The sequence below is a fragment of the Mesorhizobium sp. M0306 genome (assembly GCF_040321655.1).
Lineage (GTDB): Bacteria > Pseudomonadota > Alphaproteobacteria > Rhizobiales > Rhizobiaceae > Mesorhizobium.
On sequence record NZ_JAMYRY010000001.1, the window covers coordinates 577,501 to 590,534 of the forward strand.

Below are 13,034 nucleotides of genomic sequence, written 5' to 3' on the forward strand. Positions count from 1 at the left end.
CCATAGAGACAGACGTGTGATTGGGGATTTCGGCCGGGGCCAGGCGCTTCGTTGACTTCACCCGCCGTGACAGGCAAATGTCATGGCCACAACAAGAACGACAAGCCGTTCCGCCCCGGGGAAGAAGCAGCCTTTCTGGATGCCAGACACGGAAGATGTCATAGCCGACCTCGGCAACGAGCCGCCGCTGATCGCGGACGGCCGCAGCGGCCCTCCCGATCGGCGCGAGGTTTCGGCGCGCTGGCTGTCGGGCACCTTCCTTACCGGCGTGACCTCGAGCGTGCTGATGGGCGTGGCGCTGTTTGCAGCGCTTGACGGCCGCCAGCAGTTGGCGACCCCGCCAGAGATCGCCGAGCTTATCAGCCTTGCCAGTGGCGACGATTCCGGTGAGGTCGCCAAGACGACCAGGCTGGTCGCGCTGCGCCAGATCGCCAAGGCCAAGGATCGCCGGCGCATGGAAGTGTCGATGGTGACCAAGGTCGGCGACCGCGACGTCATCCACACCATGCCTTTCGTGCAGATCAAGATGGCGCTTGCCGCCGGTCACACGACCAGCCGGGCCTATCCGCCTTTCGACCCGATGCAGGTGTTTGGCAATGGCGACGACAATGCCGCCCAGCCGGCAGCCGCCACCGCCAGCCAGATCTATGGCGCCAAGGTCGAAAGCGAGATGAGCCTGAAGACCGTCGATTTCCCGATCGAGACAGCTGCCTTCGACGAAAAGAGCGACCTTTCTGCCGACGAGGTGGAAAAGGTGGTGCGCGAGGCCGGCACCGATCTGAGCGACGGCGCTGTCCAGGTCGCTTCGCTGCACTATGTCGACCCACAGCGATTCGGTGACGGCTTCGCCGAAAGCATGGCTGGCTCCTATGACGTCAAGATCGTCCCGGAAAACGTCTCGGTGTCGCCGCGTGCCGCCATCGACGACCAGGCGCCAGCCTTCGCCGAGGAAATCATCCCCTTCACCAAGGATCTCGACATCGCCGAGGCCTTCGCTGATTCGGGCTATACCGGCGAGGATGCCACCGGAATGGCCGAGGCGATCGCCAAATTGCTGAATGCCACGGCCCTCAAGGCAGGAACAGTGCTGCGCGTTGGGCTCGAGGTCCATGGCGACGCCGCCAAGATCGTTCGCACCAGCGTTTACGACAGGACCCAGCACATCGTCACGATCGCGCTCGACGACCACGATCAGTACGTGCCGGCGCAGGAGCCGGAGCCAAATCCCGAATTGCTGACGGCGTTCGACGATTCGCCTGCGCCCATAGTGCGCGGCAATCTGCCGAACATCTATGACGGCATCTACCGCACCGCCTATTCCTACGGCATGTCCAAGGCGATGACGCAACGGCTGATCAAGTTGCTGGCATCCAGTGTCGACTTTCAGTCGCGCCTCAATCCCACGGACCGTATCGAGGTGCTGTTCTCGCAGCCCGATGGCGACGACCAGGCGTCCGACGAATCCGAGCTGCTTTACGTCTCCGCGACTTTCGGCGGCACGACGCGAAATTTCTATCGTTTCCAGATGCAGGACGGCAGCACCGACTATTTCGACGAAAACGGCAGCAGCGCCGAGCAGTTTCTGCTGCGCAATCCCTTGCCCAATGGCCGGTTTACGTCCGGGTTCGGTGCCAGGCGTCACCCCATTTTGGGGTATGTGAAAATGCACACCGGCACCGATTGGGCAGCTCCCGTGGGATCGCCGATCATTGCCGCGGGCAACGGCGTCGTCGAAAAGGCCGGCTGGGCCGGCGGCTATGGCAAACAGATCATCTTGCGTCACGCCAATGGCTACGAGACGTCCTACAATCACCAGAGCGCCTTTGCTAAAGGCATCGAGCCGGGTGTTCGCGTTCGCCAGGGTCAGGTTATCGGCTATCTCGGCTCAACCGGCCTCTCCACCGGTCCGCACCTTCATTACGAACTGATCGTCAACGGCACCAAGGTCGATTCGATGCGCGTCCGCCTGCCGGTCGGCAAGACGCTGAATGGCGACGACCTCGTCGCCTTCAAGCGCGAGCGCGAACGCATCGACGACCTGCTCAAGCAGGAAGACAGCAATCAGTTGAAGGTAGCGAGCGCCAAGATCGAAGGCTGAGCCGACGTTTTCGTCGTCAGCTCTGCTGATTCGCCGTGTCGCGTGCCCATGGCAGCCGCTCGCCGGAAACCGTCGTCCACGCGGTGATTGCCGAAAGCAGGCAAAGCAGCGCGGTCACCGCGGCAACGGCCGCGAATGCCGCGTCGCTGGCGGCAAGTCGTGCCGCATCGAGGCCGGGCGCCAGGCCGGCGGGCGGCGGTTCGCCGAAGCCCGGAATCCCGGAGCCGGCACCGGTGCCGAGCACGCCGGCATAAACCCAGGCCGCCAGCGATCCCATCGCCGCCACGGCGATCAGGCCGCCGATGCGCGAGACGGCGTTGTTGATGCCCGAGGCCGCACCCGTATCCTTGTCCTCGACCGCCGTCATGATGGCGGTCGACAGCGGCGATACCACCAGCGCCATGCCGAACCCCATCAGAGCCATCAGCGGGAATACCCCGATCCAGAAATTGTGGATGCCCCAATACGCCAGCAAGGCAAGTCCGGCAAAGGCAAGAGCCACAACCAGACTGCCGCTGGCGATCGGAAAGCGAGGCCCGATGCGGTCGGACCACTGGCCGACCGGTCCGGACAACAATGCGATCAATGCCGACAGCGGCAGGAAGATGAAACCGACCTCGGCCGCGCTCAGCCCCCATCCGGCGATCATGAGCATCGGCAGATAGAACAGATTGGCCGACAGCGCGAAATAAAGGAAGAAGGTCGCCACATTGGCGCCCGCGAACGCGCCGATCCGAAACAGCGACAGGTCGATCATCGGCTCGCGCCGCCGGCGCTCGAAAAGGATGAACACGACGAGCAAAACCGCACCGGCGGCAATACTCGGGCCGGACATCAGCCCCTCCCCCTCGCCGCTCATCGAGGTCAGGCCGTAAGCGAGAGCTCCGAACGCCAATATGGCGAGTGCAGCGCCGCCGAGATCGAGGCTGCGCTTTTCCGCCGGCGCGTCGGCAGGGACCTTGGCCAGCAGAAGATAGATCGAGATAAGGCCGAGCGGCAGGTTGATGGCGAAAATCGCCCGCCAGATGCCGTCGCCGAACGCCGACAGCACGAAGCCGCCCAGCACCGGGCCGAGCGCCGTCGTCAGTGCCGATGCCGCGGCCCAGATGCCGATCGCCCGCCCGCGTTCCTTTTTTGGATAGGCTTTGGCGATAATGGCCAGGCTGCCCGGCACCATGATGGCCGCTCCGACACCCTGGATAGCCCGAAACGCAATAAGCACCGCCGGGTTAGGCGCCAACGCGCAGGCGAGCGAGGCGGCGATGAACAGGACGATGCCGGCGACAAAGGAGTGGCGCAGGCCGAAGCGATCGCCGGCGGCGCCGCCGACGAGAATGAGGGCTGAAAGCGTCAATGCATAGGCATTGGAAATCCATTGTGCCTCGGCAAGGCTGGCGCCGAGGTCGAGGCGGATCGCCGGCGTCGCGATGGCCAGGACCGATCCGTCGATGAAGCCGAGCGCGGAAGCCAGGATCGCGGCGATCAGCACGAACCGCCGCTGCGCCTGCGGACAGAACGTATCGGCCGGAAGTGAGCCGGTCAGGGGAACGGCGCCGGTACCGACTTTGGTTGGCGTGTGCATGCCGCCTTACCTAGACCGCCCCCACGCCGGCGACAACCGGCCAGCAGGTTGTTCTCGTTGAAACCAGCCCGAACCTGGCCACACAGGCAGGGTCACGCCGATCCGGGTGCAAACGGCAGATGCCGTGCTAAGCTTCTCGCAGCGCTACAGACAAGGGGGAAATACCGCATGAAACGACCGCTCGAACCCTCGGCGGAAGGACGCGGGCGCGTCGTCGGCATCACCGACGGCGTGTTCGCCATCGCGCTCACCCTGATCGTTCTCGAGATCAGGGTGCCGTCGCATGAAACGGTACATTCCGAAAGCGAGTTGATCACCGCGATCACAGCACTGGCACCGCGCTTCCTGACCTATGCGCTCAGCTTCCTGACGCTGACCATCTTCTGGTTCGGCCAGCAGGCGCAGCCCGGGCTGATCGCAAAATCCGACAGACGGCTTGCCACGCTGAACCTCTGCTTCCTCGGCTTCATCGCCTTGCTGCCGTTCTCGACCGACCTTCTCGCCGACTTCCTTGAATTCAGGACCGCGGTGCTCGTCTACTGGCTCAATCTTTTGATGCTCGGCCTGACGCTGCTCGCCAGTTGGCGCTATGCGGACAAGAATGGATTTCTGGCCGAAGGTGTCGACGCGGAGACCACCCGAACGGTCTATCTGCGCATCGTCAAGGCACAGGTCCTGTGGGCGATCGGCGCCGCACTGTGCCTCGTCAGCCCGTTGCTCAGCGTCGGCTTTATCCTGGTGGTGCAGCTGATCTATGCGGCAGCGCTGCGCGCGCCACTGCTGCGCAAGGCCATCGGGAGAATGGAGCGACGCCTGTCCGCTTTAGGGTGTGTTGAGATTCAGGTCAGGCCGAGCCGAAAATGGTGGCTTCCGAGAACCGGAGCGGAGCGAACTTTTGGGTACGTGAGCACCGGAAGCGCAGGAAGCCGCCGTTTGCAGGCCGGCATCACCTGAATATCAGCATACCCTACTCGACGAACTCCACCGTCACGCCGGGCGTCACGATCTTGGCGAGCTCGCGCGCATCCCAATTCGTCAGTCGCACGCAGCCATGGCTTTCGGTCTTGCCGATCTTGGACGGATCCGGCGTACCGTGAATGCCGTAGGTCGGCTTGTCCAGCGCAATCCAGACCGAGCCGACCGGGCCGTTCGGCCCTGGCGGGATGGTCAGGATCCTGTCGTTTTCGCCCTGCTTGAAATTGATGTTCGGGTTGTAGGTGTAGTTCGGGTCCAATGCGACACGCGACACCGTATGCGTGCCGGACGGCGACGGTGTGTCCGACGAGCCGATAGTCGCCGGATAGGCTGCGACCAGCTTGCCCGCCGCATCATAGGCGCGGACCTGCTTGTTGGCCTTGTCGGCGATGATGCGCGCAACCGGCGTCGCCACCAGCCTGCCGAAATTGGCAACCTTGATGATGGTGCCCGGACGATTGAAATTGGCCTCCGGATTGAGCGATTTCAGATAGGTTTCATCCATATGGAAGCGCTCGGCCAGCGCTTCGGGTACCGACGTGTAGCCCATGCGATCGAGTTGGGCCTTTTGGCTGTAGTCCTCCGGTATCGAGGCGACATAGGGACCGGCCGCATCCTCGGGCGTGATCGTATAGGAGGCGAAGGCATCGCCGCCGGATTGCGCCAGGGCGGCCTGGATGCCGATCGCGTCGGTCGATTTCAGATTGCTGCCGGTGATCTCGTTATAGGCGGCGAGCGCCTTGTCGACATTCGAGCCGAAGCGTCCGTCGATGACACCGGGCGACGCACCGGCACGGTCGAGCAGCACCTGCAGCGCCGCCACGTCCTGGCGGGCGCCGAGCGAAAGCGACGGGTCGACCGCCGTCTTGCCGCCAGTGCTTGGCGGCGGGGCTGTGTCTGGCGGCAAGGCCGCCTGCTCGTTCGGCACTGTCGGCTCGACCGGCTCGATCGAGGCCTCGTTGAGCGGCTGGCGCTCGATGGTGCGTGGCCTCACCGGCAGCGCTGCCTCCGGATAATCGTTGCCGTAGCCGTCATCCCGTGGCGCTTCGGGGAAGGCTTCCACCGAATCGTCGCCATTAAAGTCGTAGTCGTCGGCCGGCGGCACGATGATCCTGCCCTCGTCTTCCAACTGCCTGCGGCGGTAGCGCGCCATGTCCTGCGGGTCGTCGAGATAATAGCGGTCGTCCTCGACCGGTCCGAGATTGCGCAAGCGCTCGCGGCGCAAGGCACGGCGGTCGAGCCTGGTCTGCGGCGGCTGGATAGCGATAACCTTGCCGGTCTCCGCATCGACGATTACGCGGTTTCCCCTGGCGTCGTAATAGATGTCGAGATTGCCGTTCTGGGCAATCAGAATGCCGCCCGGATCGGCAGCGCGAACAACCCCTGGCGCGGTGTCCGCCAGGGGTGAGGCCATCGCATTAGACGCCAGCAGCCCGGCAGCAAGCGCTGAAAGGGTGAAGATGGTGCGCAACATGGTGGCCAAGATTCTCCGGTCCGTAAATGCCGCCGTCGGCGTTGTCCTCGTAGGGCGCCGTGCGTCCTTTCGGACGCGCAAAGGTCGCTCCAACGCCTAAATCTCCGCATCGTGCTTTCCGAACATCGAATTCGATCTTCGGGCCGATGCGGCAGGCGAACCCCTTCGACGGCAAATCAGTTGTCAACCATAAGGTTCCAATATGAACCGGGCATGAAGATGGCGGATTTCTGGCCGATCATCCGACAGTGAGCCGCAATTCCTTGCGTGCCTGCTTCGTCAGCTTCAGCGCGACAAGACGGTGGCTTTCGCGCAAATAATCCTTCAGCGCCTCATCATCCATGCTTTCGCTTGTCCGGCGCTGGATCCATTTCATGCCGCGCGAGGCGAGATACGGCGCCGGCCGAAGGCCCGGCTGTTCCCTCAGCACATCATAGGCGATATCGGAGCATTTGAAGGTGACGAACGGCTCCTTGCCTTCACTCCAGCCGCCGATTGCAAACACCTTGCTGCCGACTTTCCAGACATGGGCGCCGCCCCACTGCACGACGTGGGTCGTCGAAGGCAGCGAGGCGCAGAAACTGTTGTAGTCGTCCAACGTCATCTGCGCCCCGCCAGTGGTGTTAGACCATGAACCGAAGGTCGGCCGATTTTTCGGAAAAGATCATGGTCAAAATTGAAGATAGGAGTTCCATCCCGATTCGATCGGGATGGAACAGGCACTTGGCTTGAAGTCAGGCGGCCGCCTCGGTTGCCACGACTGCCGGCTTCGAGCGGAAGTTCAAGCGGTCGGAGCCGGCGGTGACCTTGACGGTCGAGCCGTCGAGGATCTCGCCGAGCAGGATCTTTTCCGCCAGCGGATCCTGCAATTCCTTCTGCATCACACGCTTCAGCGGCCGCGCGCCATAGGCCGGGTCGTAACCCTTGGCCGCCAGCCAGTTGATCGCCTCCTGATCGAGCGAAAGCGATATCTTGCGGTCGACAAGCAGGTTTTCCAGCCGCTTGAGCTGGATTTGGACGATCTGGCCCATATCCTGGCGGCGCAGCCGGTGGAACAGAATCACCTCGTCGATGCGGTTGAGGAATTCCGGCCGGAACGAAGCCCTGACGACATTCATCACCTCGTCGCGCACGACGTCGACATCCTGGTCCTCGCCAAGATTGACCAGATATTCGGCGCCGAGATTGGAGGTCATGATGATCAGCGTATTGCGGAAGTCGACGGTGCGGCCCTGCCCGTCGGTCAGCCGGCCGTCGTCGAGCACCTGCAGCAGCACGTTGAAAACGTCCGGATGCGCCTTTTCGATCTCGTCGAACAGCACGACCTGATAGGGCCGGCGCCGTACCGCTTCGGTCAGCGCGCCGCCTTCCTCATAGCCGACATAGCCGGGAGGCGCGCCGATCAGCCGGGCGACCGAGTGCTTCTCCATGAACTCCGACATGTCGATACGCACCATGGCGCTCTCGTCGTCGAACAGGAAGCTGGCCAGCGCCTTGGTCAATTCGGTCTTGCCGACGCCCGTCGGCCCGAGGAACATGAACGAGCCGAGCGGCCGGTTCGGGTCCTGCAGGCCGGCGCGCGCACGGCGAACCGCTTTAGACACCGCCTGTACCGCCTCACCTTGGCCGACGACGCGCTTGCCGACCTCGTCTTCCATGCGCAACAGCTTGTCGCGCTCGCCTTCCAGCATCTTGTCGACCGGGATCCCTGTCCAGCGCGAGACGATATGGGCGACGTGGTCGGGGCCGACCACTTCCTCGACCATGCCGGCCTTGCCATCCCTGGCTTCGGCCTGCTTCAGCTGCTTTTCGAGTTCCGGGATTTTGCCATAGGCAAGTTCGCCGGCGCGCTGGAATTCACCCTTGCGCTGGGCAATGGCAAGTTCGTTGCGCGCCTCGTCGAGCTGCTTCTTGAGGTCGGCGGCAAGCCCGAGCTTCTGCTTCTCGGCCTGCCATTTCGAGGTCAGCTCGGTCGATTCTTCCTCGAGGTTCGAGAGTTCCTTCTCGAGCCGGGCGAGCCGGTCCTTCGAGGCATCGTCCTTCTCGACCTTCAGCGCCTCGCGCTCGATCTTGAGCTGCATGATGCGGCGGTCGATCTCGTCCAGCGCCTCGGGCTTCGAATCGACCTGCATGCGGAGCCGCGACGCGGCCTCGTCGACCAGGTCGATCGCCTTGTCCGGCAGGAAGCGGTCAGCGATGTAGCGGTTGGACAGGGTTGCGGCCGCGACCAGCGCCGAATCCGAGATGCGCACCTTGTGGTGCTGCTCGTATTTCTCTTTCAGGCCGCGCAGGATCGAGACGGTGTCTTCGACCGTCGGCTCATTGACGAAGACCGGCTGGAAGCGGCGGGCAAGGGCCGCATCCTTCTCGACATGCTTGCGGTATTCATCGAGCGTGGTGGCGCCGACGCAGTGCAGTTCACCGCGGGCCAGTGCCGGCTTCAGCAGGTTCGACGCATCCATGGCGCCATCCGCCTTGCCGGCGCCGACCAGGGTGTGCATCTCGTCGATGAACAGGATGATGCCGCCGGCGGCAGACGTGACTTCGGAAAGCACCGCCTTCAGCCGCTCCTCGAACTCGCCGCGGTATTTGGCGCCGGCGATCAGCGAGCCCATGTCGAGCGCCATCAGCTGCTTGTCCTTGAGCGATTCCGGCACATCGCCATTGACGATGCGCAGCGCCAGCCCTTCGGCGATCGCCGTCTTGCCGACGCCGGGCTCGCCGATCAGCACCGGATTGTTCTTGGTGCGCCGCGACAGCACCTGGATGGTGCGGCGGATTTCGTCGTCGCGGCCAATGACGGGATCGAGCTTGCCCGCACGGGCGTCCGCCGTCAGATCGCGCGCGTATTTCTTCAGCGCGTCGTAGCCCTGCTCGGCGCTCGCCGAATCGGCGGTGCGACCTTTACGCACGTCGTTGATGACCTGGTTCAACGCCTGCGGCGTGACACCGGCCTTGGCCAGGATGTCGGCGGTCTTGGCCGACTTTTCCATGGCCAGCGCCTGCAATAGCCGTTCGACGGTGACGAAGCTGTCACCGGCCTTCTTGGCCAGTTCCTCGGCGGTCGAAAACACCTTTGCCAGCGGCTGCGCCAGATAGAGCTGGCCATTACCGCCTTCGACCTTGGGCATTGCCTCCAGTGCCGTTTCGACGCCGAGCTTGACGTCACGGACATTGCCGCCGGCGCGCTCGATCAGCGACGCAGCCAGGCCCTCGTCGTCATCGACAAGGACCTTGAGGATATGCTCGGGGGTGAATTGCTGGTGATTGCGGGAAAGCGCCATGGTTTGCGCGGACTGGATAAAGCCGCGCACGCGCTCGGAATATTTTTCAAGATTCATGCCTGTCTCCTTCCGTCACCGGCCCGCTTCGCGGCACCGGATCAGATTGCGGTGACGGACCCGCCCGTTCGAGCCGGATCCTGTTCACGCAAGATATGGGACGCAAACCACGGACCCTCAAGACGCCTCGACACTGGCGGACGCATAATATCCCGAGCGCGCAAAACAAAAACGGCGGAGATTTCTCTCCGCCGTCTATGCATGTCGCGCAAAAGTGTGCAGCGGTTTTGCGATAACGACATGCATCAAAACAAGAACCTAAAGCGCGTCGCATGAGGCCGGTCGACGCGACGCGCTTTAGAAGGATGCGCTAAGATCGGCTGAACGTTTTTTCGATCAATTCTCGACGTCTGCGATCACAGCTTGACCGCCGGGGCCTTCAGCCGGCGCTGCATCGACATTGCCAGCGTCGGTGTTGCCAGTTTCGGCATTGCTTGTCTCGGCACTGTCAGGGCCGGCGTTGTCGTTGCCGCCATTTGCCTGTTCGACATCGAGGCGCGGGCGACGCGGACGCCTGGGGCGGCGGGCCGGGCTGTTTTCGGCAGCGGCTTCGTTGAGCTCGGCCTGGGCGGCGAGACCCGCCGGCGAAAGGTTGTCGAATTGCGGTGCGGGCTCACCCACAAAGACCGGCTCAGCGGCCGGCACGGGCTCCGCCTGCGCCGGAACCTCGTCGCGCCGTGGCTGTTCGACGCGCTGGCCACCCTGCTCGCCGCGCGAGGCATATTCGCCGCGCTGGCCGTTCTGGCCGTAACCGCCATTGGGGCGACGGTCGCGGTGGCGTCCGCTATTGTTGTCGCGGCCGTCACGGTTATCGCGGCCGCCGCGATTGTCGCGGCTGTTTTCCTGGTTCAGCGCCAGCTCGGCCGGCGTGCCATCGATGACCGGCTGCGGGCCGGCACCGTGATTGGCCGAAGCCGAAGCCTCGTTGGCATTGTTGTTGCCGGCATTGTCGAACTCGTCGCGATCCTCGTCGCCGTCATCGTCGAAATCGTCGCGATTCTGCTGCGCGTTCTGGATCGGCATCTGCGCCTGAGCGGCTGCGATGATGCGGTTATAGTGCTCTGCATGCTGGAGATAGTTTTCCGCCATCACCCGGTCGCCGGAGCTTTGCGCGTCACGGGCAAGGGTTGCGTACTTCTCGGCAATCTGCTGAGCCGATCCGCGGATCTTCACGTCCGGGCCGTTGCTCTCATAGTTGCGCGTCAGGGGATTCGGCCCCTTACGGTTGTTGTTGTTATTGTTGTTGCCGCCGCCGCCATTGTTGTTGCGACCGCGCATGCGCCTGTTTTGCTGTTGTGGCCTCATTAGACTCTCTTCACTTTGAAATTTTCGAAAAACTCTTCACGAACGGAGGCGCTCATGCGGCCAGCCGTTTCGTTCCTTCACCGGCGTTCGCCCGCATCAATTGCGTTGGCGCCACGTGCCATCCTGTTCCGGTTACTTCACTTGCCGGACGATTCCCGCACGAAGCTTGGGCGTCGTTTGCGCAAGAAGGCAGCTATTTCCAAGGAAAACCGAATCGCTAAGAGCACTGCCTGCTTCGTCTCATCCGGTTAAGGCGACCCTAGCCGCATTCCCCGGTATTGCCAAGCGCTTTTTTCGCACTGCATCACGGCTTCCACCGTTCGAACGCAAGAACTCTGTCGTTTCCGCCGAGATCACGAAACGCCCCGACCGAACGGAACCCGGCCGCGGAGAATATCTCCGTAACCTGTTGGTGCTGCGTATGGCCGATCTCGACCGCAATCCTGCCTTGGAGTTCCAAATACGCTGCCGCTCCTGCGGCGATCTTCCTGTAGGGGCTCAGACCGTCCACGCCGCCATCGAGGGCCTGGCGTGCATCGAAACCGCGGACCTCGTCCTGCAGATTTCCAATGTCGTCTGAGGGTATATAGGGAGGGTTTGCGACAATTACATGGTACCGGCCAGAAACTTTTTCAAACCAGTCGGATTTGAGCGGCGTGAACCGGCCGGCGAGCCCCAATTCCCCGGCATTACGCATGGCTGTGGCCAGCGCCTCCTGCGAAATGTCGACGCCGGTGGCGGTCGCGGCCGGAACGGCGCTGAGCAGCGCCAGCGCGATGGCACCGGTTCCGGTCCCTAGATCGAGGATGCGGCAGCCGCCCTCGCGTGCCGCCATTGCCTTGACGAAGGGCAGTATAGCCTCGACCAGCGTTTCGGTATCCGGCCGCGGCTCCAGCGTTTGCGGCGAAAGCGAAAGGCGCAAGCCGTAGAATTCGCGGTAGCCAAGGATCCGGTGTACCGGCTCGCCGGCGATGCGCCGCCGCAAGGCGGCTTCGATTGCCGCGGTCACGTCCGCATCGACCGCGCGCCCGGGATCGGCGATGGCCTGCGTGCGACTGGTGCCGGAAAAATGCTCGACGATCAGCCTCGCATCGAGCGCCGGATCCGCAACCCCGGCTGCGGCAAGCCGGTTTCGCGCCTCCCGCAGCAGCGGCGCAAGCGTGGCGGGCAGGCTGTCAGCCATCGATGCCGATATCGGCGAGCAGCTTCGACTGGTGATCGGCGATCAGCGCGTCGATGATCTCGTCGAGCTCGCCCATCATCACCCGGTCGAGCTTGTAGAGCGTCAGGTTGATGCGATGGTCGGTGACGCGCCCCTGCGGAAAATTATAGGTACGGATGCGCTCCGAGCGGTCGCCCGAGCCGACCTGCGACTTGCGCGATTCGGAGCGTTCCTCGTCCGCCTTGCTGCGCTCGAGATCATAGAGCCTGGCGCGCAGGATCTGCATGGCCTTCGCCCGGTTCTGGTGCTGCGACTTTTCCGCCTGCACCACCATGATGCCGGTCGGCAGATGTGTGATGCGCACGGCCGAATCGGTGGTGTTGACGTGCTGGCCGCCGGAACCCGAGGCGCGCATCGTGTCGATGCGAATGTCTTCTGCCCTGATCTCGATATCGACCTCTTCGGCTTCCGGTAGCACCGCGACCGTCGCCGCCGAGGTATGAATGCGTCCGCCCGCCTCGGTCGTCGGCACGCGCTGCACCCGGTGCACGCCGGATTCGAATTTCAAATGGGCAAAGACGCCCTTGCCCGAAACGGTGGCGATGATTTCCTTGTAGCCGCCGACCTCACCCTCGCTGGCCGACACCGTCTCGAAACGCCAGCCATGCGCCGCGGCATAGCGCTCGTACATGCGAAACAGGTCGCCGGCGAAAAGCGCCGCCTCGTCACCGCCGGTGCCGGCGCGGATTTCGAGGATGGCGTTCTTGTCGTCGGCGGCATCCCTTGGCAACAGCAGGATTTGGATGTCCTTCTGCAGCGCCTCGATGCGATCTTTGACCTCCGGCAGGTCGGCCTCGGCCAAGGCGCGCATCTCGGCGTCGGTGCCCTTGTCGGCGAGCATCGCCTCCAGATCGGCCTGTTCGCGCTCCGCGGCACGCAGTGCCCTGATCTTTGCCGCCATCTCCTGGATGTCGGCATATTCGGAGGCCATCCTGACATAGGCGTCCGGCGCCGGCCCGGCCGACATCTGCGCTTCGAGCATGTCGAGACGCTTGACGACTTGATCCATACGGTCGCGGGGCAGGTTGATCATGGCG

At 63.4% G+C, this 13,034-nt stretch carries 9 protein-coding genes; 2 read left to right on the forward strand and 7 right to left on the reverse strand.

Annotated features, from left to right (window positions below; translation table 11 throughout):
* Nucleotides 1–139 precede the first annotated feature (139 nt).
* On the forward strand, nucleotides 140–2,098 hold the full coding sequence (locus tag NKI95_RS02915) for a M23 family metallopeptidase (RefSeq protein ID WP_352714082.1): 1,959 nt from the start codon (nucleotides 140–142) through the stop codon (nucleotides 2,096–2,098).
* 16 nt (nucleotides 2,099–2,114) lie between these two features.
* On the opposite strand, the gene NKI95_RS02920 is transcribed toward NKI95_RS02915, so the two are convergent.
* Complete coding sequence (locus NKI95_RS02920; protein WP_352714084.1) at nucleotides 2,115–3,680, reverse strand: MFS transporter; 1,566 nt, start codon at nucleotides 3,678–3,680, stop codon at nucleotides 2,115–2,117.
* A 168-nt stretch (nucleotides 3,681–3,848) separates the two neighbouring features.
* Here NKI95_RS02920 and NKI95_RS02925 point away from each other — a divergent pair, with 168 nt between their 5' ends.
* Nucleotides 3,849–4,634 carry a TMEM175 family protein gene (locus NKI95_RS02925; RefSeq protein WP_352714086.1) on the forward strand — a complete coding sequence of 262 codons (786 nt, stop codon included), beginning with the start codon at nucleotides 3,849–3,851 and terminating at the stop codon, nucleotides 4,632–4,634.
* A 13-nt stretch (nucleotides 4,635–4,647) separates the two neighbouring features.
* On the opposite strand, the gene NKI95_RS02930 is transcribed toward NKI95_RS02925, so the two are convergent.
* The 6 genes from NKI95_RS02930 to prfA form a co-directional block, all read right to left on the reverse strand.
* Nucleotides 4,648–6,129, reverse strand: coding sequence for a L,D-transpeptidase family protein (locus tag NKI95_RS02930; protein WP_352714088.1), 1,482 nt, complete (start codon nucleotides 6,127–6,129; stop codon nucleotides 4,648–4,650).
* 238 nt (nucleotides 6,130–6,367) lie between these two features.
* Entirely contained in the window at nucleotides 6,368–6,733 is a 366-nt protein-coding gene (locus tag NKI95_RS02935; protein WP_352714090.1) for an MmcQ/YjbR family DNA-binding protein, read from the reverse strand.
* Nucleotides 6,734–6,863: 130 nt separating this feature from the next.
* The gene (clpB, locus tag NKI95_RS02940; RefSeq protein ID WP_352714092.1) at nucleotides 6,864–9,470 is read right to left on the reverse strand and encodes an ATP-dependent chaperone ClpB; all 2,607 of its coding nucleotides are present in this window, start codon (nucleotides 9,468–9,470) and stop codon (nucleotides 6,864–6,866) included.
* A 336-nt stretch (nucleotides 9,471–9,806) separates the two neighbouring features.
* A complete protein-coding gene (locus NKI95_RS02945; protein ID WP_502908346.1) occupies nucleotides 9,807–10,748 on the reverse strand; it encodes a DUF4167 domain-containing protein in 942 nt (313 codons plus the stop codon).
* 331 nt (nucleotides 10,749–11,079) lie between these two features.
* Nucleotides 11,080–11,958 carry a peptide chain release factor N(5)-glutamine methyltransferase gene (gene prmC / locus NKI95_RS02950; protein WP_352714096.1) on the reverse strand — a complete coding sequence of 293 codons (879 nt, stop codon included), beginning with the start codon at nucleotides 11,956–11,958 and terminating at the stop codon, nucleotides 11,080–11,082.
* Nucleotides 11,951–13,030, reverse strand: a complete 1,080-nt coding sequence (prfA, locus tag NKI95_RS02955) for a peptide chain release factor 1 (protein WP_352714097.1) — start codon at nucleotides 13,028–13,030, stop codon at nucleotides 11,951–11,953. Before prfA ends, prmC begins: the two co-directional genes overlap by 8 nt.
* Between the last annotated feature and the right edge of the window lie 4 nt (nucleotides 13,031–13,034).